This is a genomic window from Sphingobium sp. PNB, assembly GCF_019873065.1.
Classification (GTDB): Bacteria; Pseudomonadota; Alphaproteobacteria; order Sphingomonadales; family Sphingomonadaceae; genus Sphingobium; species Sphingobium fuliginis.
The window spans coordinates 1-19,591 of record NZ_JAINEZ010000007.1 but is presented as its reverse complement, the minus strand read 5'-3'; the positions used below and the strand labels follow the sequence as shown (position 1 = coordinate 19,591).

At 64.2% G+C, this 19,591-nt stretch carries 16 protein-coding genes; 10 read left to right on the top strand and 6 right to left on the bottom strand.

What is annotated here, in order from left to right:
* Positions 1-133 precede the first annotated feature (133 nt).
* The 4 genes from K7W03_RS04195 to K7W03_RS04180 are packed head-to-tail and all read left to right on the top strand — an operon-like array spanning position 134 to position 4,093.
* A complete protein-coding gene (locus tag K7W03_RS04195; protein WP_222885670.1) occupies positions 134-1,477 on the top strand; it encodes an aromatic ring-hydroxylating dioxygenase subunit alpha in 1,344 nt (447 codons plus the stop codon).
* 26 nt (positions 1,478-1,503) lie between these two features.
* Complete coding sequence (locus K7W03_RS04190; protein ID WP_222885669.1) at positions 1,504-2,262, top strand: SDR family NAD(P)-dependent oxidoreductase; 759 nt, start codon at positions 1,504-1,506, stop codon at positions 2,260-2,262.
* A gap of 5 nt (positions 2,263-2,267) precedes the next feature.
* The gene (locus K7W03_RS04185) at positions 2,268-3,143 is read left to right on the top strand and encodes an SDR family NAD(P)-dependent oxidoreductase (protein WP_226869688.1); all 876 of its coding nucleotides are present in this window, start codon (positions 2,268-2,270) and stop codon (positions 3,141-3,143) included.
* Positions 3,140-4,093, top strand: a complete 954-nt coding sequence (locus K7W03_RS04180; protein WP_222885667.1) for an SDR family NAD(P)-dependent oxidoreductase — start codon at positions 3,140-3,142, stop codon at positions 4,091-4,093. Before K7W03_RS04185 ends, K7W03_RS04180 begins: the two co-directional genes overlap by 4 nt.
* Before the next feature lie 7 nt (positions 4,094-4,100).
* On the opposite strand, the gene K7W03_RS04175 is transcribed toward K7W03_RS04180, so the two are convergent.
* The 3 genes from K7W03_RS04175 to K7W03_RS04165 all read right to left on the bottom strand — a co-directional run bounded on the left by K7W03_RS04175 (position 4,101) and on the right by K7W03_RS04165 (position 8,436).
* Positions 4,101-4,979 carry a DMT family transporter gene (locus K7W03_RS04175; protein WP_222885666.1) on the bottom strand — a complete coding sequence of 293 codons (879 nt, stop codon included), beginning with the start codon at positions 4,977-4,979 and terminating at the stop codon, positions 4,101-4,103.
* A 168-nt stretch (positions 4,980-5,147) separates the two neighbouring features.
* Positions 5,148-7,469, bottom strand: a complete 2,322-nt coding sequence (locus K7W03_RS04170; protein WP_222885665.1) for a TonB-dependent receptor — start codon at positions 7,467-7,469, stop codon at positions 5,148-5,150.
* 148 nt (positions 7,470-7,617) lie between these two features.
* Entirely contained in the window at positions 7,618-8,436 is an 819-nt protein-coding gene (locus K7W03_RS04165) for an SDR family NAD(P)-dependent oxidoreductase (RefSeq protein ID WP_025551463.1), read from the bottom strand.
* 136 nt (positions 8,437-8,572) lie between these two features.
* Between K7W03_RS04165 and K7W03_RS04160 the strand changes: the two genes are divergently transcribed.
* On the top strand, positions 8,573-9,541 hold the full coding sequence (locus tag K7W03_RS04160) for a GlxA family transcriptional regulator (protein WP_025551465.1): 969 nt from the start codon (positions 8,573-8,575) through the stop codon (positions 9,539-9,541).
* 47 nt (positions 9,542-9,588) lie between these two features.
* Here the strand turns inward: K7W03_RS04160 and K7W03_RS04155 are convergent, their stop codons facing one another.
* The 3 genes from K7W03_RS04155 to K7W03_RS04145 are packed head-to-tail and all read right to left on the bottom strand — an operon-like array spanning position 9,589 to position 13,788.
* Positions 9,589-11,241 (bottom strand): FAD-binding protein, encoded by a 1,653-nt coding sequence (locus K7W03_RS04155; protein WP_025551467.1) that lies wholly within the window; start codon positions 11,239-11,241, stop codon positions 9,589-9,591.
* A complete protein-coding gene (locus tag K7W03_RS04150) occupies positions 11,242-12,582 on the bottom strand; it encodes an aromatic ring-hydroxylating oxygenase subunit alpha (protein WP_222885664.1) in 1,341 nt (446 codons plus the stop codon).
* A 36-nt stretch (positions 12,583-12,618) separates the two neighbouring features.
* Positions 12,619-13,788 carry an acyl-CoA dehydrogenase family protein gene (locus K7W03_RS04145; RefSeq protein ID WP_226869687.1) on the bottom strand — a complete coding sequence of 390 codons (1,170 nt, stop codon included), beginning with the start codon at positions 13,786-13,788 and terminating at the stop codon, positions 12,619-12,621.
* Positions 13,789-13,989: 201 nt separating this feature from the next.
* Here K7W03_RS04145 and K7W03_RS04140 point away from each other — a divergent pair, with 201 nt between their 5' ends.
* From K7W03_RS04140 to K7W03_RS04120, 5 genes are all read left to right on the top strand, one after another.
* Positions 13,990-16,101 (top strand): 3-hydroxyacyl-CoA dehydrogenase NAD-binding domain-containing protein, encoded by a 2,112-nt coding sequence (locus K7W03_RS04140; RefSeq protein WP_130029987.1) that lies wholly within the window; start codon positions 13,990-13,992, stop codon positions 16,099-16,101.
* A 40-nt stretch (positions 16,102-16,141) separates the two neighbouring features.
* Positions 16,142-16,975: an enoyl-CoA hydratase/isomerase family protein gene (locus K7W03_RS04135; protein ID WP_025551473.1), complete on the top strand. Its 834-nt coding sequence runs from the start codon at positions 16,142-16,144 to the stop codon at positions 16,973-16,975.
* Positions 16,976-16,980: 5 nt separating this feature from the next.
* Complete coding sequence (locus K7W03_RS04130; RefSeq protein ID WP_025551475.1) at positions 16,981-17,943, top strand: 3-hydroxyacyl-CoA dehydrogenase NAD-binding domain-containing protein; 963 nt, start codon at positions 16,981-16,983, stop codon at positions 17,941-17,943.
* Positions 17,944-18,054: 111 nt separating this feature from the next.
* Complete coding sequence (locus tag K7W03_RS04125; protein ID WP_025551477.1) at positions 18,055-19,041, top strand: phytanoyl-CoA dioxygenase family protein; 987 nt, start codon at positions 18,055-18,057, stop codon at positions 19,039-19,041.
* Between the two features lie 10 nt (positions 19,042-19,051).
* The gene (locus K7W03_RS04120) at positions 19,052-19,510 is read left to right on the top strand and encodes a nuclear transport factor 2 family protein (protein WP_025551479.1); all 459 of its coding nucleotides are present in this window, start codon (positions 19,052-19,054) and stop codon (positions 19,508-19,510) included.
* Positions 19,511-19,591 lie beyond the last annotated feature (81 nt).

The following is a 19,591-nucleotide window of genomic DNA, read 5'->3' as shown; positions in this document are numbered from 1 at the left end:
GGCGGTAAATCCATCCGATCGGGCGGGCAGGGATCAGACTGGCGATGATCCGGGCCGCGTGGACCCGCGACATTGACTTGCGCCATGTGGGCGCGGGAAGCTGATGGCAAGGTCTCAGGAGAGGGCAGGAATCGTGAACCAGCCAACCGCCGCGCTACAGCCGAAGATCACCCGCAGGAAAAAGGCAGGTCCAGAGGATTTCATCCCGAAGGAAGATTATGTCAGCCGCGATTTCGCGCGGCTGGAACAACGGCGGCTCTGGCCCCGCACCTGGCAGATGGCCTGCCGCGAGGAGGAGATTCCCCGCGTCGGGGATTATGTGACCTACGACGTGCTGGATGAATCCATCATCGTCGTGCGTGTCGCCGCGGACCGGATCGCGGCCTATCATAATGCGTGCCAGCATCGCGGCCGCCGCCTGACGGAAGGGTGCGGCCATGCCGCCCGCCTGTACTGTCGTTTTCATGGCTGGTCCTGGAAGCTGGACGGCACCATCGCCCATGTGGTCGACCGCGATAATTGGGACGGCAGCCTGAAGGACGAGGACATCGCCCTGCCGCAAGTCCGGGTCGATCGCTGGGGCGGATTCGTCTTCATCTGCATGGACGGGGATGCCGAACCGCTGCTCGACTTCCTGTCGCCCATTCCGGATGTTTTCCGCAATTATCCGTTCGAGAAGATGCGCTATCGCTGGTACAAGCGCACGGGCATCGACTGCAACTGGAAGACCGCGCTGGAAGCCTTCAACGAAGGCTATCACGTCCAGACGACCCATACCCAATTGCTGCCGGTCCACGATGACGAGGCCCTGTCCTTTGCCGAGGGACGCCATGGCAGTTACCAGCTCGCGCCGGGGCGCATTTCGCTGGGCGAGCGCTCCCCCCGGCTTGCCAGCACGCAGGTCGACTATCGCCGCAACGTCCGCGACTTCGTCCTGATGCTGGAGGAGGATCTGAAAGCCTCGATCCCGCCGCACATGGCGGAACTGGCGGACCGGCTTGTCGATGAACTGCCGGAGGACGCCTCCCTGCTCGACGTGCTGATGAAATATGGCCAGATCGCCTTCGAGGCGGCGCAGGAACGCGGCATCCCCTTCCCGTCGCTGACGCCGGAGGAGATCGGGCGAGCCGGGGCGGACTGGCACCTGTTCCCGAACATGGTCTTCCTGCCCGCGCCCGATGCGATGCTCGCCTATCGCGCGCGTCCCGACCGCAATGATCCGGAACGGTGCATCTTCGAAGTCTATTCGCTGGTCCTCTATCCCGAAGGACAGGAGCCGCCGCTGGAACGGCAGGAATTCAAGGATTGGCGCGATCATGACGCTTGGGGCCTGATCCTGACGCAGGATTTCGAGAATATGACCGAAGTGCAGCGGGGCATGCGCTCCACGGGCTTCACCGGATCGCGCACCAATCCCGTGCAGGAACGGAGCGTGTCGAATTTCCACCGGGCGCTGCGCGAGTTCATCGGCGCCTGACCCCAAAAGATTCAAAAGGAGAGAATATGGCTGGCAGATTGAGCGGCAAGGTCGCGATCGTCACCGGCGGCGGCCAGGGCGTGGGTCTGGGCATCGCGCAGGTTTTCCTGCGGGAAGGCGCGAAGGTGCTGATCACCGGCCGCACGCCCGACAAGCTGGAAGCGGCGGTCGCCGGCTTGAAGGCGGAGGGCGGCGAAGCGGCGTGGATCGCGGGGACCGCCGGCGTGCGCGCCGATGCGGAGGCCGCCGTCGCCAGGGCGGTCCACCTGTTCGGCGGGCTCGACATATTGGTCAACAACGCCCAGACGTCCAAACCCGGCACCATGTTCGAGGATACGGACGACGCGCTGTTCGCGCTGACGATCGAATCCGGCCTCTATGGAACGTTCCAGCATATGCAGGCGGCTGTCCCGCATATGAAGGAAAAGGGCGGATCGATCATCAATTTCGGTTCCTATGAGGGGATTCATGGCGGCGTCGGATTCGCCGCCTATGCCGCGACCAAGGAGGCCATTCGCGGCCTGTCCCGCACCGCCGCGCGGGAACTGGGCAAATATAAAGTCCGCGTCAATGTGATCTGCCCGGCCGCGCTCAGCCCCATTGCCGAACAATGGGTGAAGGACTTCCCGGAAGAAGCGGAGAAGGTCATGAAGCTGGTCGCGCTCGGCTATCTGGGCGATTGCGCAGAGGACATCGGCCCTGCCGTGCTGTTCCTGGGGAGCGAGGACAGCCGTTATGTGACGGGCCAGACGATCAATGTCGACGGCGGGCAGATGATGTTGTGAGCGGGATGCTCGACCTTTTGGGCCGCACCGCCATCGTCACCGGCGCCGCCAAGGGGCTGGGCCGCGCCTATGCGCATTGGCTCGCCGCCCATGGTTGCGCCGTGGTCGTGAGCAACCGCCCGGCGCCGGACGGCTCATCCTCGGCGCGGGCCGTCGTGGAGGAGATCGTGGCGGCAGGCGGCCGGGCGGTCGCGCATGACGGGCCTGTGCAGATGCCGCAGGCCGCCGCCGAAATGGTGCGGATCGCCGGGCGGCATTTCGGCGCGCCCGACATTTTCGTCAGCAATGCGGGTGTTCAGGCGTTCCGCGATTTCGGCACGGTGATGCTGGAGGAAATGGATGCGTTGCTCGACATCAACCTGCGCGGCGTGCTGGTGGGGCTGAAGGCCGTGTGGCCCGCCATGGTGAAAGCGGGCTATGGGCGGATCGTGCTGACCGGCTCCAGCGCCGGACTGTGGGGACAGGTCGGATCGGCCGATTATGCGGCCTCCAAGGCGGCGATGGTGGGCATCGCGCGTTCCCTGGCGATCGATGTCCCGGCTGGCGCGGACCTGTGCGTCAATGTCGTCGCTCCCGCAGCCTATACGCCTATGTCCTCGGGCAGCATTCCGGCGGAATGGGCCGACTATGCCTCGCCCGATCATGTCGCGCCGGTCGTTGGCTGGCTATGCAGCGACAGATGTTCGACCTCGGGCGGCATCTATCATGCGGGCGCAGGCCATGTCCGCCGCGTCCAGATATTGGAAGGGCCGGTTCGCCAATTGTCGGAAGGCGACATCGACAGCGTGATGCGGGGCCTGACCGCGCAGCCCGAATGGACCAGCTCTTTTGCGTCCGGCGCGGAGATCATGCCGGAACTGGTGAAGGCGATGACAGCATGACCATCGATTTTTCCGGCCAGACGGCCATCGTGACGGGAGCAGGCGGTGGCATGGGGCGCGCCTATGCGCTGGAACTGGCGCGGCGCGGCGCGGCGGTCGTCGTCAACGACTATGGCGGCGGGGTTCTAGGCGAACAGGATGGCAGTTCCGCTCCAGCCGAAGCGGTGGTCGCGGAAATCACGGCGGCGGGTGGGCAGGCGATCGCCAATGGTCTGGCGGTCGGCACGGCGGCGAATGCGCGAGCCATCGTCCAGGCGGCCCTGACTGCCTTTGGACGGATCGACATTCTGGTCAACAATGCCGGCACGGGCATTGCCGGACCCTTCACCGCGCATGAAGACGAGGCGATCGAGCGCCATTATGCGACGAACCTGATCGGGGGCCACCATCTGATGCGCGCCACCTGGCCGCATATGGCGGCGCAGCGTCATGGTCGCATCCTCAACGTCAGTTCCAACGGCGCGCTTGGCGTCGGCGGCAATGCCCCCTATGCTGCGGCCAAGGCGGGCATGCTGGGCCTGACGCTGGACGCCGCGATCGAGGGCAGGCCGCTGGGCATATCGGTGAATGCCGTGATGCCGACATCCTATTCCCGGCTGATCGAGCAGATACCCGATCCCTCCACGGTCGCCTGGTTCCGCGACAATCTGCCGCCTGAGAAGGTGGCGGCGGCAATGGCCTGGTTCCTGAGCCGCGACTGCACCGAGACCGGCCGCATCCTGCTGACGGGCGGCGGTCGCCTGTCGAGCCTGATCTTCGCGGAAACAGGGGAGATTTTCGACGCGGAGATCAGCGCCGAGCGGGTCGCCCAAAGGATCGGGGAGATCGGGGACGAAAGCCTGCTCACGCCCGTGCACAATCAGGCGGAAGCAGGCGCGCGCTATTTCCGCCATCTGCCCTGGACGGCCGCCGACACGCCGGATTTCGGCCCGGACGTGGAAAGAGGCTAAGCGAGGATCAAGCGCGCCGCCGCCCGTGCAGGGTGATGTAGATGGCGGTGCCTATGATCAGCGCCGATCCCACATAGGTGCCGGGCTGCGGCCATTCGCTGAACAGCATATATCCCAGCGCCGTGGTGAAAAGGATGCGGACATAGTCGAGCGGCCCCATCAGGCTCGCTTCTCCCAAGGTCATGCCGCGAATGTAGCAGGCCTGGGACACGACGCCGAGCACGCCCATGGCGGCCAGCAGCAGCGCATCCCCGGCCGTGGGCATGCGCCAGCTGCTCCAGGCCAGCGGTGCGGTGAAGATGAGGCCCAGCAATGTCGACCAGGTGAGAAGCGACAGGTCGCTATGATCGCGCGTCATCTGCTTCACGCTGATCACCGACCAGGAGACGAGCAGCGCGGCCAGCAGCCCCTGGGCCGCCGGCCAGCCGATCAGCGAATGGGCGGAGCCGGGCGCGATGATGATCAGCACCCCGGCAAAGCCCGCCAGCGTGGCGAAGAGCCTTTGCCGATCCAGCTTTTCGCCCAGCAGCAGGGCGGCAAGCGGCACGAGGAACAGGGTGCGGGTGAAGGACAGGGCGTTCGCTTCCGCCAGTCCCAACAGGTGAAAGCTGTTGAAGGCAAGGATGATCGACAGGCTGGTGGCCGCACAGCGCAGGATCATCAGCATCGGCCGGCGCAGCATGAAAGCGCTGCGGGGCCGCCGCAGGATGAAGGGCGCCAATGCGATCAGGCCGACGCCCTGCCGCACGAAATTCTGCGTTGCCGACGAATAGTCGTCGCCCAGCAGCTTCACCAGCGCCATGGCGATGCTGTAGGCAAAGCCGGAGGCCAGCATCCACAGCGCCCCGCGCGCATTGTCGTGATACCCTTGTCCGCCACCGTTCATCCCGCCCCGTTAGACGCACTCGGGACGCGAGGATAGATTATTCGGCAAGTATCGGTTCGGTGATTGGCGATGTGTGATGTACCGGGATTGGATGTCGAAGCGGCTTGGCCATGCCCGCCTTCAATCATCGGCGCCGGACTCCAAAGTCCGGCGCCGGTGACGCTTCGATCAGAATTTGTAGGACAATTCCATCCCATAGGTGCGCGGTTCGCCATAGACGGAGGAGATGTAGCCGGCCTCGTTGTAGATGCCGATCACGCCCACCCGATAATAGCTTTTGGTCAGGTTGTTGACGAAGGCCGCCGCGCCCAGTCCGGTACCGAAGATATTGTCCCAACCCGCGCGCAGGTTGACCAGTTCATATCCCGGTTCGGTCGCCAGCACGTCATTCTTGTCGAGATGCTGTTTGGTGCGATAGCTGACATTGGCGTTGAGGTTGATCGCGCCCGCATTGCCCGACAGGGGGATTTCATAGCTGACATTCGCGCCCATCTGATGATGGGGCGAACCGACCAGCGCGAATTCGCCCGGCTGGCGGCCTTGGCTGATCTCCACGCCGACATAGGAATAGAAGGCGCTGATGTTGAGCGGACCCGCGATGAGGCCCAGTTCCAGCTCGCCGCCATAATTTTTCTGCCGGGCGGTGTTGTCGATGATCGTGTTGACATTGCCCGCGCTGTCGATGGACGATGTCTGCTTCTGGACGTTCTTATAGTCCTGATAGAAGATGGCGAGACTGCTGGTCAGCGTGGCGCCGCCCAGCGGATGGCGCGTCTTGAGCCCCACCTCATATTCCTGCACGGTTTCCGGATCGAAGGGCTGCAATTCTTCGGTCGACGCCGCCCGCAGCGAGAAACCGCCGGAGCGGAAACCGCGCCGGGTCGAGATATAGGTCGTCAGATTCGCGTTCGGTTCATATTGCAGCGTGACGTCCCAGGTGAAGGCGTCCCATTTCTTGCTGTTGGTCTGCGGGCAGTCGGCCAGCGTCGCGGGGACGAAAGAGGTCGTGCCGGTGTCCACGCGGAACAGGCATGTGCCCAGATTGGGGTAATAGGCGAAAATCCGCGCATTGCGCTTGTCGGTCGTGTAGCGGATGCCCGCCGAAACCTTGAACTGGTCGGTAAAGGCATAGGTGCCCGCCGCGAACAGCGCGAAAGTCTTCGCCTTGCCGCTGCCCGCATAGGCATTGAGGAAAGTCGCGGCCGGAGTGTTGAGCGGCAATCCCGAGCCGGCTATCGCCAGTTCCGGGAACTGGCTGGACGTGGAACCATCCTTCCCCTTCTCGACGAAATAATAGGCGCCCAATACATAATCCAGCCGGTTCTCGATCGCTTTGCCCTGGATCTGGAATTCCTCGCTGAACTGTTCGATGCTGCGATAGCGATTTGAATTGATGAGATAGGCGGGCACGCCGTCCAGGTCCATGACCTGGTCGAAGTCCAGCTTGCGATAGCCGACGATATTCTTGAAGGTGATGGTGTCGAGGCTGTAGGTGGTGCGGTTCGTGACGCCCCGGTTCTTCAGCCGTTCAAAAGGCTGGGTCTGATAGGCGTCGAGCGTGCCGCCCGTTCCCGATCCCGATGCGAAGCGATAATGCGGCCGCGCCTGCTGCGCAGCGAACTGGCCGACGACGTCCGATACCGGAATGCCGAAGCCGCGCAGCGTCGCATATCCGGCGATGGCGGGCGCCGCGGGATTGGCGGCGGTGCCGACCAGCGCCGTGCCATGTTCGTTCGTCTTGATATAATCGACGATCGTATTGGATTCGAATTCAGGCGTCGGCGCGAAGCGGATCGAGGTTCGGAAAGTCTGGTAATCCTGATCGTCATAGTCGCGACCGGTCAGAACATCCCTGGTGAAGCCGTCCCGCTTCCTGATCTTGCCCGCGAAACGCACGCCGAGACCTTCCGTAAGGGGCAGGTTCACCATGCCGTAAATGTCGCGCATGTCGTAATTGCCGATCTGGCCGCGCAATTCGGCATGAAAATCGTCCACCGGCTTGTTGGGTTCGATCAGCACCGCGCCGCCGGTCATGTTGCGGCCGAACAACGTGCCCTGCACGCCCTTCAGCACCTGGGTCGATTGCAGGTCGTAGAGCGCGTAGGCGAAGCCGACGCTGCGGGCCTGGACCACTTCAGCGAAATAGGTGCCGACCGGCGGATCGGTGAGCAGTTGCGATTCCTGGGTGCGCTGACCGCGAATGGCGAAGCCCAGCTCGTTCCGGCTGGTGCCCTGGTTGGTGAGGCTGAGCGAGGGCACGCGGCTTTGCAGCCCCAGCGCGTCGCTGACGCCGCTTCGCGCAAGAGAGTCGCCGCTGACGGCGGTGATCGAAATCGGCACGTCCTGCAACGCCTCCTCGCGCCGGCGGGCGGTCACGATGATGTCGGACGCCTGGGCCATGCCCGAGTCCTGCGGTGCGGCGTCCTGCGCGGCGGCTGCGGTGGCGAAGAGCGATGTGGCGGCAAGCAATGCGGACCGGAACATGGTCATCCTTCCTCTCCTGATCGTCCGGCACTGGCGCCGGTCTGGCCGCTGTTGCGGCTCTGGGGAACGATCATGTCGAAAGGATATTTTTACTCAATCGTCCCGAGCGTCGGGACGAGATTGATCGCAGTCATGATATTTGCCCGCGACCCCGTCAGCTTTCCGCGATGAAGCCATGGCCTGCGAGCGGTCCGATCCCCACGACGCCGCCATCGACCGCCAGTTCGACGCCGTTGACGAAGCGGGCCTCGTCGCTGGCGAGGAACAGCACCGCCTGCGCCACGTCCCAGGCGTCGCCCTCAATGCCGAGGGGGCTTACCTTCCGCCGCATCTCGCGCATCTCCTCGGACATGTAACGCGCTGCATGGGGCGTCATGACATGGCCGGGCGCCACGGTGTTCACGCGGATGCCGTCGCGGCCATGCAGCACGCCGATCTCGCGGGAAAGCTGCGCCATCGCCGCCTTGGACGGGCCATAGGCGATCGCCCCCATCGCCCTTATGCCCGCCAGCGAGGAGATGTTGACGATCGATCCCCCGCCGCCGCGCACCATAAGGGGAATGGCCGCCTGGCTCATCAGCATCACGCTGGTCAGATTGGTGGTCAGCGTCCGGTTCCACTGGTCCAGCGTCATGGTTTCGAGCGTGGCCGGTCCCGAAATGCCGACATTGTTGACCAATATGTCGAGCCTGCCGAATGCCGCAACGGCCGCATCGACCAGCTTTCCGCAGACGTCCGGGTCACCGACATCGCCTCCAGCCGCAACGGCGCACCCACCATCGGCTTTGATCCGTTCCACCGTTGTCTGCGCCCGCGCCGGGTCCAGATCGGCGCAAACAAGTCGTGCGCCTTCCGCTGCCATGAGCAGGGCGATGGAACGACCGATACCGACATCATCCCCTTCCGCTCCAGCGCCGGTGACGATCGCCACCTTTCCGGCAAGGCGGTCATAATGGCGGATCGGTTCGGGCATGCGGGCTCTCTCCTCGTCGGTCGCGCAGATGGACCCAAGCGCGTGATCCGTCCAGCGTGCAAGACCTGCTGTTCGCCCAGGGCGAGGCAGATTGACAGGGAGTATTTGCGCATATACCGGCTATTTTCTCTCAGTCATGGCCTTTGATTTCGCCCTTGTCGCGCTGCCCGGCGCCTATTTCAGCAGCATCGGCGCGCTCGTGGACAGCTTCCTGATCGCCCGCGACCGGGTGGAGCATGTTTTCGCCGGCGAAGACCAGATGCGCATGGAAACGAAGCTGCATATCCTCTCCGCCGACGGCGGGCCGGTCGTGCTGGGCGACGGCCGATCCTTTCCGGTCGACGGCCCCGCGAACCGGGATGAACCGATGGCTTTCATCTGGCTGCCCGCCTTCCGCGCCGGGGGGCGCGAGCCATTGGAACGCCGCCTGGCGGAGGCAGGTCCGCTGCTCGACTGGCTCCGCCGCCAATCGGCGATGGGCGCGGTGATCGGCGCCAGCGGAGCGGCTTCCACCCTGTTGATGGCGGGCGGTTTCACCGCCGATCTTGCGGTTCCGGTGGCGCGGGCGATGCAGCCGCTGACCCGCATGCTTTTCCCCCGCCAGCCGTTCGAGGAGCGGTTTGGGTTGGTGGATCACGGCCATCTGCTGATCGGCAACGGCATGGGCAACGACCTGCAACTGATCATCCGGGTGCTGGAGCGGATGATCTCCCCCGACATTGCCCGATGGCTCTCCTCGATCGTGGGGCAGGACTATGAGGAGAAGGAACTGCTGGCGCCCGACCCTTTGGTCGCCCGCGCGCAATTGTGGATCGAGCAGCGTTTCACCGGGCCGATCAACATGGCCGAACTGGCGGGGCATCTGTCGACCAGCCCGGCGACGCTCAACCGCCGCTTTCACAAGGCGCTGGGCCTGTCGCCCAAGGCCTATGTCGGGCAGCTTCGCTTTCAGGCGGCGGTGCGCATGCTCGAAAAATCCACGCGATCGGTGGACCGCATCGCGCAACTGGTCGGCTATTCGGACAGCCGACTGTTTCGGGCGATGTTCCGCCAGCATGCCGGCATGACCGCTAGCGAATGGCGGGCGAAACCGCGGCGAAAATGAAGCCTGACTGACAGGCCCCGCCCTGTTCGGGAGGGGCCTGGCCCCGATCAGCCATTGCCGCCTACGGCATGGTGGGCGGCGATCCATCCGAAAATGAAGGACGCGCCGATGCTCGCGCCCGCCGCCGGGTAGCAGCGGCCCATCACCGAAGCCGTGGAATTGCCGGTGGCGTAGAGACCCTCGATCACCGATCCGTCAGCGCGCAGGACACGGGCATTCTCGTCGGTCACGACACCGCCCGACGTGCCGACGTCGCCGGGCACGATCTCCATGACGTAGAAGGGCGGCTTGTCGATCTTGCCCAGATTGGGGTTCGGTTTGACCGTCGGATCGCCAAAGCAATTGTCATAGCCGCGCCCGCCCCGGTTGAAGTCCAGATCCTTGCCGGTCTCGCAATAACCGTTGAACTTCTCGATCTCCGCGTTCAGCCCGGCGGGATCGATGCCGGTGATGCGCGCCAGTTCCTCGATCGAATCCGCCTTCTTCATCATGCCGCTGTCCAGCCAGGACTGCGGCGTCTTGCCGGGCGGATAATAGCCCCAGGCGTAGCGCTTGCGGTGGCGGCTATCCAGGATGACATAGGCAGGCACGTCATTGCGGTACAGCCGCTGGCCATTCTCCATATAGGAGCCGCTTTCGTTCAGGATGCGGCGGCCATGGCGGTTGACGATGATGCAATGCGGCTTGGAAATGTCCGTATTATGCATGTTCGCCGGTCCGCCTTCGGGCACGACCGTGCCGGGAACCCACCAGGCCTGGTCCATCAGGTCCAGTGCGGCGCCATGTCTTTCGGCAATCTGGATCAGCTCTCCGGTGTCGCCGGGATTGGCGTTGGTCCATTCCACCGAACTGGGTTGAGGACCATATTGCTTGCGCATCTCCGCATTGCGGGAAAAACCGCCCGCATTGATCAGCACGCCATCGCGGGCGCCGATGCGCAATGTCCTGCCGCCATGCTCCGCGATGACGCCGACGATCCTGCCGTCTTCCTCGATCAGCTCGGTGACGCCATGCTCCGTGCGCATGTCGACGCCGGCCTTGTCCGCCAGCATCAGCAGACGCCCCTGCAATGCGCCACCGAAGCTGAGTATCGGTTTTCCGCGCCTGGCGACGACACGCATGCGCCATAGCAGCTTCAGCCCCTCCCACATGCCGCGGGGGGTCCGCGTGGCGAGGCCGATAATACCCGCCTTGTCCGTCGGCAGCGGCATCACCATCGGCCCGAGCCGCAGCTTGTCGAACAGCGGCCCCATCTCCCGCGCATCCAGCATCGGCGCGCCGATGGAGCGGCTGCGCGTCACGCCGCCGGGCCGGTCGTCATAATAGTCCGACCAGCCTTCGGTGTGCAGCCACTTCATGCCCTGATCTTCCAGCCATTTCAGCATGACCGGCCCGTTGCGCAGATAGGCCTCCTTGCGCTCCGGCGTGGCGCCCGGCCCGCCATCGTTGCCGACGGTCGCATCCATATAGGTGCGGGCCATCTCATGGCTGTCCTTGATGCCCTTGGCCCTGATGATGTGATTGTTGGGCACCCACAGCACGCCCCCGGACATGGCGGTGGAACCACCCAGCCTGTCGGTCTTCTCCAGGATCAGCGGCGTTTTGCCGATGGACTTCAGGTACAGCCCCGCCGCCATCGACCCGCCGCCCGAACCGATGATGACGAAGTCGGCAACCTCGTCGAACTTCGTCTCGTCCATTCAGTCCGCCTTCCCCATATAGTCATGATAGACGTGGTGGAAATTGCTGATCTCCACCTCCTGAACGGGATTGGTCCGGGCGGTCCTGAAGGCCTGCGACTTCATGCCCTTCTGCACTTCCTCCATATTCTGGAAGTCCTGCTCCAGGACGAGGCCCCAATTGAGGGCGCGCCATTGGCCGTCGCTGCCGTCGCCGCCGTCTTCCACCTCGACCTTGGGCTCGGCGCCCGGCGCGTAACGCTCCAGCACATTGACTTCGAAGATGCACTTGTCCGGGTCGTCGCCATAGGGGCGGGCGCGATAGAAGAGCACATTGGTCGCCTGTTGCAGGAAGACGAGGTTGGGGAAGATGTTCCAGTCGGTCCCCGCCTTCATCAACTGCTCCCCGCTGATCGCCGGAAAGGGACGGCCGCTCCTGGCCGATTCCTCCGCATGGAACTGGGCGAAGGCGCCGTAGAGCGCGAAGGGATCGACGCCCTCGGGCAATTCCATCAGGCGCTTGCCCGCCGCCAGCATTTCCTGCGTGGTGGTCGCCTGGAGCGTGTCCCAGATTTCCTTGTTGAACTCGTAGAAACCCTTGCGGATGTCGCCGCTCTGGTCGCTGACGCGCGGGCTGGGCAGGCCGAACAGCGCGGTCGGCGCATAGCCGAACATCGCATGTTTCCCATAGGCCTTGGAATAGGTGTAATCGTCCTGGTAGGCGAGCAGCTGGCGGTGCGTCGTCTGCACATGATAGCCCTCCATGAAGGCCTCCTGCGCGGTCTTCCAGTTGCAGGGCATGATGATGCGCTTGCGCCAGGCATAGCGCATATGCTCGATCTCGAACGGGTCGAGGATCGTCTTGGCCTCGCCCAGGAAATCCTCCAGGCTTTCGCTGTCCGGGTCCATGTTGATGAAGACCCAGCCGCCCCATTGCCCGACCTTCACCCTTTGCAGGGCAACGTCCTCGTCCGGCAGGGCATCGCCCCAGTCGTGGCGGTCGACAATCTCTGTCGGTTTGCCGTCCAGGCTCCACTGCCAGCCATGATATTTGCAGTGGAACTTGCCCATCCGGCCGCAGCCTTCCGTCAGGCGGCGGCCCCGGTGGGGGCAGACGTTGAAATAGGCGGCGATGGTCCCGTCCTTCTGGCGGACGACCGCGATCGATTCATCCGCGATGTCGTAGGTGTAGAAATCGCCGGGATTGGGAATCTCTTCGGCGCGGCAGGCGACCTGCCATATCTTGGGCCAGAGCCGTTCCTTTTCCAGCCGCACATAGTCGCGCGAAATATAGGCGTCGACCGGGATGCGATCGGCCGTCACCGCGACTTTCTGCCTCGAAACGCTGATCATTTCGTTCATTGTCCGATCCTCTCCTTGGCGGGACGCTTCAGCCTTTCAGCCTTTTGCGGGGCCCTGGGGGAAACGCATGTCGAATACGCCTTCCGCAATACGGTTGAGCAGCACTTCTATCGCGCCGCCTGCAATCATCCACCCCCGCGTGCGGCGCAGGCAATATTCGACCAGGCTGTCCTGGCTGTAGCCCGCGCCGCCCATGATCTGGATCGCCTCATTGGCGCATTCGAAACCGGCGCGGTTGCACGCGACCTTGGCAATGGCGGTCTCTTCCGGCGAAGGCAGGCCCGCGTCGGCATTGGTCGCCGCACGATACAGCAGCAACTGGGCCGCATCGAGTTTCAGCTTCATTTCCGCAAATTTCCACTGCAACCCCTGAAATTCGCACAGCGCCTTGCCGAACTGTCTGCGCGTCTTGGCATGCTCGACCGCCGCGTTGAAGGCGTAGCGGCCGAGCGCAAGGCTGCGCGCCGTGTTGCCGATGCGTTCGACGTTGAAGCCCGACATCTGCTTCTTGAAGCCGCCCGGCCCCAGCAGTACCTTGTCCTTGGGCACATAGACATTGTCGAAGAACAGCGGGTTCCATTCCTCGCCCGACAGGAAACGGATCGGCTTGCCGAAGCTGAAGCCTTCCTGGCCGCGCTCGATCAGCACCGATCCGATATTGCCGGTGCCCGGCCCATAGCGGACATAGACCAGGAACACGGTGGCATGGGTGCCGTGGGTCGTGAAGATCTTCTGCCCGGTGATGCGGTAGCCATCGCCATCCTCCACTGCCGTGGTGGTCAGCTCTGTCACGGCGGAACCGGCATTCGGCTCCGTCATGGCGACCGAAATCAGCCCCTCGCCGCGTAGCAGGGGGGCCAGATATTGTTCCTTCTGCGCGTCGGTGGCGAACTGGGCGAAAGTGCGGATCGCCCCGAAATTGCCCGCCTGCACGACATCCGCAGACCGGGGGCACACCGACGCGATCGTCTCGATCGCGATGACCGCGTCCATCAGGCTTCCGCCCAGACCGCCCTTGTCCTCCGGCACGGTGATGCCGATCAGGCCCTGTTCGGCCATCATCCTGGCCACGTCCCACGGATAATCGTCGCTATGCGCGCGCTCCAGCGCTCCGGCGGCCAGATGGCGCTGCGCGAAGGCGGCTACCGCGTCGCGGAACATGGTCTGCTCTTCATTCAGGTCGAACTGCATTCGATCGCTTCCCATAGGGCGGCTCATATGCCGCGGATAAACTGCTATCCTCGACCTAATCGGGGATGATCGCGATGCGAAGATTACCGCTGCGATCCTTCACATTTACGATGCATCGCCGCCGCCCGCCGCCCCAGCTTGACAGTTATGACCGGCAAATAGCTTGTGGGGACAGGTTTCAGACGCATTTTCAAGACAGGGCCCCTCGATCCAGCCATGACCCAGATCAATGACAAGATCTCCACCCGCATCGAAGGCGATATAGGTTTCATCGTCAGCGACAATCCGCCTGTGAACGCGCTGGGCATCGGCGTCCGGCAGGGACTGGTCGGCGCGCTGGAAGAACTGAACGCCGACCCGGGCGTGAAGGCTATCGTGCTTTATTGCGCGGGACGGACCTTCTTCGCGGGCGCCGACATCACCGAATTCGGCAAGCCGCGCCAGTCGCCCACCCTGCAGGACATCATCGCCGCGCTGGAAAGCTCAGCCAGGCCGGTGGTCGCCGCGATCCACGGCACCGCGCTGGGCGGCGGGCTGGAGACGGCGCTGGGCTGCGCCTTCCGCGTCGCGATCCCTTCCGCCCGGATGGGCCTGCCCGAAATCAACCTGGGCCTGTTCGCAGGCGGCGGCGGCACGCAGCGGCTGCCGCGCCTGATCGGTCCGGAAAAAGCGCTGGAGCATGTGCTGTCCGGCAAGCCGGTGGGCGCCAGGCAGGCATTGGAGCTGGGCATTGTCGATGCCGTGGAGGAAGGCGATCCCGCCGTCATCGGCGCCGCCTTCGCCCGCCGCGTGATCGACGAAAACATCCCTGCCGTGCCGGTGCGCGACCGCGACGAGAAGCTGGCGGCGACCCGCGCCGATCCTTCGGCCTTCGACGCGCTGGCGAAGAAGCTGACGGCGCGCAGCAAGGGCCAGGCCGCGCCGCAGGCCAATATCGATTCGATCCGCCGCTCCTTCACCATGAGCCTGGACGAAGCGCTGGCGATCGACGCCGCCGCCAATCGGGAACTGATGGCGGGCAGCCAGTCGCGCGCTCTGCGTCACCTTTTCTTTGCCGAACGGGAAGCCGCCCGCATCCCCGGCCTGCCGGAAACCGCAAAGGCGCGGCCCGTGCAGAAAGCCGCGATCATCGGCGCGGGCACCATGGGCGGCGGCATCGCCATGTGCTTTGCCGGGGCCGGGGTGCCCGTCACCGTGGTCGACACGACGCAGGAAGCGCTGGATCGTGGTCTGGAGCGGGTGAAGGGCAATTACGCCACCTCGGTCAAGCGCGGGTCCATCGGTCAGGCGCAGATGGACGAGCGCCTTGCGCTGATCGCGGGCGCCACCGACCGCGCGGCGGCGGCCGACGCGGACATCGTGATCGAGGCGGTGTTCGAGGATATGGACGTCAAGAAGGAGATTTTCACCGATCTGGAAAAGCGGGTGAAGCCCGGCACCATCCTTGCCTCCAACACCTCGGCGCTCGACGTGGATGAGATCGCGTCGGTGCTGGAGCGTCCGCAGGATTTCGTCGGCATGCATTTCTTCTCGCCCGCCAATGTCATGAAGCTGCTGGAGGTCGTGGTGGCCCGGCACAGCAGCCCCGAGGCGATCCTGACCGCGATGGCGGTGGGCAAGACGATCGGCAAGGTGCCGGTCTGGTCGGGCAATTGCGACGGCTTCATCGGCAACCGCATGGTCGCCAAGCGCTCCGCACAGGCCGAACGGCTGTTGCAGCAGGGGGCCTTCCCGCAACAAGTCGACGCCGCCCTCACCAATCTGGGCTTCCCGATGGGGCCGCTGACCACGAACGACATGTCCGGCCTGGACATCGGTTATTCGATCCGCAAGCGCCGCGGCACCCCCTTCCCTATTGCCGACGCCATCGTCGAGAGCGGGCGGCTGGGACAAAAGACGGGCGCAGGCTATTATCGCTACGAACCGGGCGACCGCACGCCCCATCCCAGTCCGGAGACGGAGGCGCTCATCATCGCGACATCGGAAAAGCTGGGCATCACCCGCCGCGACATAGCGGAGGAGGAAATGGTGCAGCGGCTGCTGTTCCCGCTGATCAACGAAGGCGCGCGCATCCTGGAAGAAGGCATCGCGCTGCGGGCGTCCGACGTCGATCTGGTGTGGATCAACGGATATGGCTGGCCCCGGCATCTGGGTGGGCCCATGTTCTATGCGGACGAAACCGGCCTGGCGACGATCGTCGCCAAGCTGCGCGAGATGGCGGCCGAAACGCCGGGCGATCCGTCGCTGCAACCCGCCGCGCTTCTGGTAGAGCTGGCGGACGGGGGCCAGAACTTCGCCGACTGGCAGAAAAGCCGCGCCGCGGCCTGAACGAGACAGAGAATATTACAGGGATTTTTCGGAGACGATTATGAGCGACAACGAGTTTCAGCGCGACATCGACTATAGCGAGTTCGACTTCTTCAAGGTCGAAATCGCCGAGGACGGCGTCACCACCGTCACGATGAACGATCCCGACAAGCTGAATGCGGTGGGACCGCATAATCATTGGCAGTTGGAGGATATCTGGCTGAAGCTGGCGCGCGACGAGCGCGTCAAGGTCATCGTGCTGACCGGCGCGGGCAAGGCCTTTTCCGCTGGCGGGGACATCAAGCTGATGGCCGAACGCGCCCAGACCGAATATGGCCTGAAATATGCGTTGCGCGTGCCGATCAACACGCTGCGCATCTGGGACCAGATATTGATGACGCCGCAGCCGATCATCGCGGCGGTCAATGGCGACGCCATCGGCCTTGGCACGTCGCTGTTCGCCTTCTGCGACATGAGCATCGTCGCGGAGGATGCGAAACTGGGCGACACCCATGTGCGCGTCGGCTTGGTGACGGGCGACGGCGGATCGGTGATGTGGCCGCTGCTGGTCGGGCCGCAAAAGGCCAAGGAATATCTGATGCGCGGCAAGCTGCTGAACGGCAGGAAGGCCGAGGAGATCGGCCTGGTCAACTATGCCTTCCCCAAGGAGCAGGTGCTGGAGGAAGCGCTGAAGATCGCGCGCGAGATCGCCGGACAGCCGATGTGGGCGGTCCGCTGGTCCAAGGCGGCGGTCAACAAGTGCATCCGCGATCAGGTGAACCTGACGGGCGAATTGTCCATCGCCTATGAAGCGATGACGATGCTGACGCAGGATTACAAGGAAGCGACGACCGCCTTCGCCAACAAGGAAAAGCCGGTCTTCAAGGGATATTGATCGCCATGGCCGCCTATCGCGACGCGGACAGCATAAGCACCGTCGCCGCGATCGGCGGCGGCGTGATCGGCAATGGCTGGGTCGCTGCCTTTCTGGGCAGCGGCCGGGCCGTGCGCCTTTACGATCCGATGCCCGGCGCGGGCGAACGCACCCGCGCCCATGTTGCGGGCGCATGGGACCAGATGGTCGAACTTGGGTTGGCCCAGGCCGACGACGACTGGTCTGTGCGCCTTTCGGTCCACGACACGGTGGCCGACGCGCTCGCAGGCGCGGATTTCGTCCAGGAAAGCACCCCCGAACGCACCGAGGTCAAGCAGGCGCTGTTCGCTGATCTCGACCGGCTGGCGCCCGCGGATGTGCTGATCGCCAGCAGCACGTCGAGCCTGCCCGTCACCGAGTTGCAGGCCGGCCTTGCGACCGCCGATCGTTTCGTGCTGGGCCATCCGTTCAATCCGGTGCACCTGATCCCGCTGGTCGAAGTGGGCGGCGGCGAATGGACCGCAGAAGAAGCGGTCGACACCGCCTTCGCCCTCTATGCCGCCATGGGCAAGCAGCCGATCCGGCTGAAGCGCGAGATATTCGGCCATATCGGCAACCGGCTGACCGCCGCCATGTTCCGGGAGGCGGTGCGGCTGGTGGCGGAGGGTTATGCCAGCGTCGGTGACATCGACAAGGCGATGAAACACAGCTTCGCGCTCAAATGGGCGATCCAGGGGCAGTTCACCACCTTCCACACATCGGGCGGCGCGGGCGGTCTGGCCGAATTCCTTCCCAAATTCGGGCCGGGCATCGTCAGGCGCTGGGAAAGCATGGCCGATCCGCCGCTGGCCGACCCGGCCTTGCAGGCGATGCTGGTCGAGCAGATGGAGGAAGCCGCTGCCGGGCGAAGCGTGGCGGAAATCGCCGCCCGGCAGGATGAGAAGCTGATGCAGATGCTGAAGCTGCTGGCGCCGGACAATGAGCAATAATAGCCGAAAGTAGACGAAAATCATCCCACCCTACCGATCCCGGCCATGATAATATGGTCCCGTCCCGGCGCCTCCAAAGGTTGGCCGGTCCGAGTGGAGAGGAAGGAAGAGATGACCGTCGATGTGATCAATCGCCCGGAAGCCGAAGACCTGCATGTGCAGGATGTCGTCGCGGCGGGCGAACTGGAAAGCTGCAACCATCTGCTGGACGACCCGGAAGCGCTCAACCGCTTCTACGAGGAGAAGGGCTATATCCTGCTGCGCGGCGTGTTCGATAGGGATACGGTGGCGCGCGCGCGGGATGAAATGCTCGCGGTCGCTGCTCAGATGGGGCTGGTCGAGCCGGGCGATCCCACTGGCAAGTGGACGGGCAAGCCTTCGGTCGGCGGCATGGAGGAAAGCGATCTCTATGCCGGGATCGCCGCCCGTCTGATCGAGGACCCGGCCAATCAGGCGGTGATGGAAAAGGTGCTGGGTGAACCGGCCTGCTCCGTCCCGATCGTGCAATATCGGACCTATCCGCCCCAGAGCAAGCTGGGCACCGTGCATCAGGACGGCTTCTACAGCCCCGGCATTCAGGATTATCGCCCGGTCTGGGTGTCGCTGACCCCCTGCACCCGCGACATGGGCGGGCTGGCGCTGGCGGTTGGCCAGAACAAGCGCGGCTATTTCCACAATGTCGGCAAGCCCAATCCCTTTCCGATCCCGCGCGACGCGATCCCGGCGGAAAGCTGGGCGACGACCGACTATATGCCGGGGGACGTGCTGGTCGTGCATCCGTGCACGCCGCATTGCGGCCTTCCCAATAATAGCGACCGGCTGCGCGTCTCCTTCGACTCGCGGGTGCAGTCCGCCGCCAACCCCAGCGCCATCGCGGCCACCGTCAAGTCCTTCACGCCCACGACCGTCACCGTGGATGCGGATCGCGTCGGGGAGATCACGCTGAATATCGACAAGGACAGCTATTTGCGCCCCATCGATCCGGGCGTGCGCGAGAGCTTCGATGGCTTCGTCACCTATATGAAGCCCGGCATGCGGCTGGTCGTGGTGCGGGATGGCGACCGCGCCGTCATGCTGCGCAAGGCGGCGGAGGGATAAGGGCAAGGCGATGAACGATGCCGTGAAGCTGTTGACGCGCATGTTCGGCTTCACGGAAGAAGGCCGGCACCGTCCCGACATCTTTCCTGTCGGAGGCGAAAGCCGGCCGTCGCCGGCGGACTATTTCCATCCCGATGTCGTGCACAGCCTGTTCGGCCCCAGCGGCACGAAGGAGACGCTGGTCGGGCGCGACGCCTTTCTCGCATTCGCGGCCTCCTGCGCGGAGGCTCTGGCGGAAAGGCGGGACGAGATCATCGCCATCACCTGCGTCGACCGGCAATGCGCCTTCGTCCACGCCCGCGCCTACCGCAAAAGCGCGGCGAATGGCGAGGACATCCATTATGAATGGGCCATGCTCTACCGCGTGGAGCAGGGCCTGATCACCTATGGCGCCGACATGCTGGATGCCCCCGCGCAGGCCTTTTGGGGGCGAGTCCGTCAGAGGCCTAATCCCAGTTCGACTTTCTAGGCGGCGTGGACAAATTCAGGACTCGCTGAACTGAGTAATTTGGGTGGAATCAGGACATTCCCCCTCCCGCAGGCGGGAGGG

Bases quoted from the DNA above. Each gene is read 5' to 3' on its own strand.
- K7W03_RS04150 (WP_222885664.1), bottom strand. From the start codon at position 12,582: ATGAACGAAATGATCAGCGTTTCGAGGCAGAAAGTCGCGGTGACGGCC.
- K7W03_RS04165 (WP_025551463.1), bottom strand. From the start codon at position 8,436: ATGCCCGAACCGATCCGCCATTATGACCGCCTTGCCGGAAAGGTGGCG.
- K7W03_RS04125 (WP_025551477.1), top strand. From the start codon at position 18,055: ATGACCGTCGATGTGATCAATCGCCCGGAAGCCGAAGACCTGCATGTG.
- K7W03_RS04185 (WP_226869688.1), top strand. From the start codon at position 2,268: ATGCTCGACCTTTTGGGCCGCACCGCCATCGTCACCGGCGCCGCCAAG.
- K7W03_RS04170 (WP_222885665.1), bottom strand. From the start codon at position 7,469: ATGACCATGTTCCGGTCCGCATTGCTTGCCGCCACATCGCTCTTCGCC.
- K7W03_RS04130 (WP_025551475.1), top strand. From the start codon at position 16,981: ATGGCCGCCTATCGCGACGCGGACAGCATAAGCACCGTCGCCGCGATC.
- K7W03_RS04190 (WP_222885669.1), top strand. From the start codon at position 1,504: ATGGCTGGCAGATTGAGCGGCAAGGTCGCGATCGTCACCGGCGGCGGC.
- K7W03_RS04135 (WP_025551473.1), top strand. From the start codon at position 16,142: ATGAGCGACAACGAGTTTCAGCGCGACATCGACTATAGCGAGTTCGAC.
- K7W03_RS04180 (WP_222885667.1), top strand. From the start codon at position 3,140: ATGACCATCGATTTTTCCGGCCAGACGGCCATCGTGACGGGAGCAGGC.
- K7W03_RS04175 (WP_222885666.1), bottom strand. From the start codon at position 4,979: ATGAACGGTGGCGGACAAGGGTATCACGACAATGCGCGCGGGGCGCTG.
- K7W03_RS04145 (WP_226869687.1), bottom strand. From the start codon at position 13,788: ATGGGAAGCGATCGAATGCAGTTCGACCTGAATGAAGAGCAGACCATG.
- K7W03_RS04120 (WP_025551479.1), top strand. From the start codon at position 19,052: ATGAACGATGCCGTGAAGCTGTTGACGCGCATGTTCGGCTTCACGGAA.
- K7W03_RS04140 (WP_130029987.1), top strand. From the start codon at position 13,990: ATGACCCAGATCAATGACAAGATCTCCACCCGCATCGAAGGCGATATA.
- K7W03_RS04160 (WP_025551465.1), top strand. From the start codon at position 8,573: ATGGCCTTTGATTTCGCCCTTGTCGCGCTGCCCGGCGCCTATTTCAGC.
- K7W03_RS04155 (WP_025551467.1), bottom strand. From the start codon at position 11,241: ATGGACGAGACGAAGTTCGACGAGGTTGCCGACTTCGTCATCATCGGT.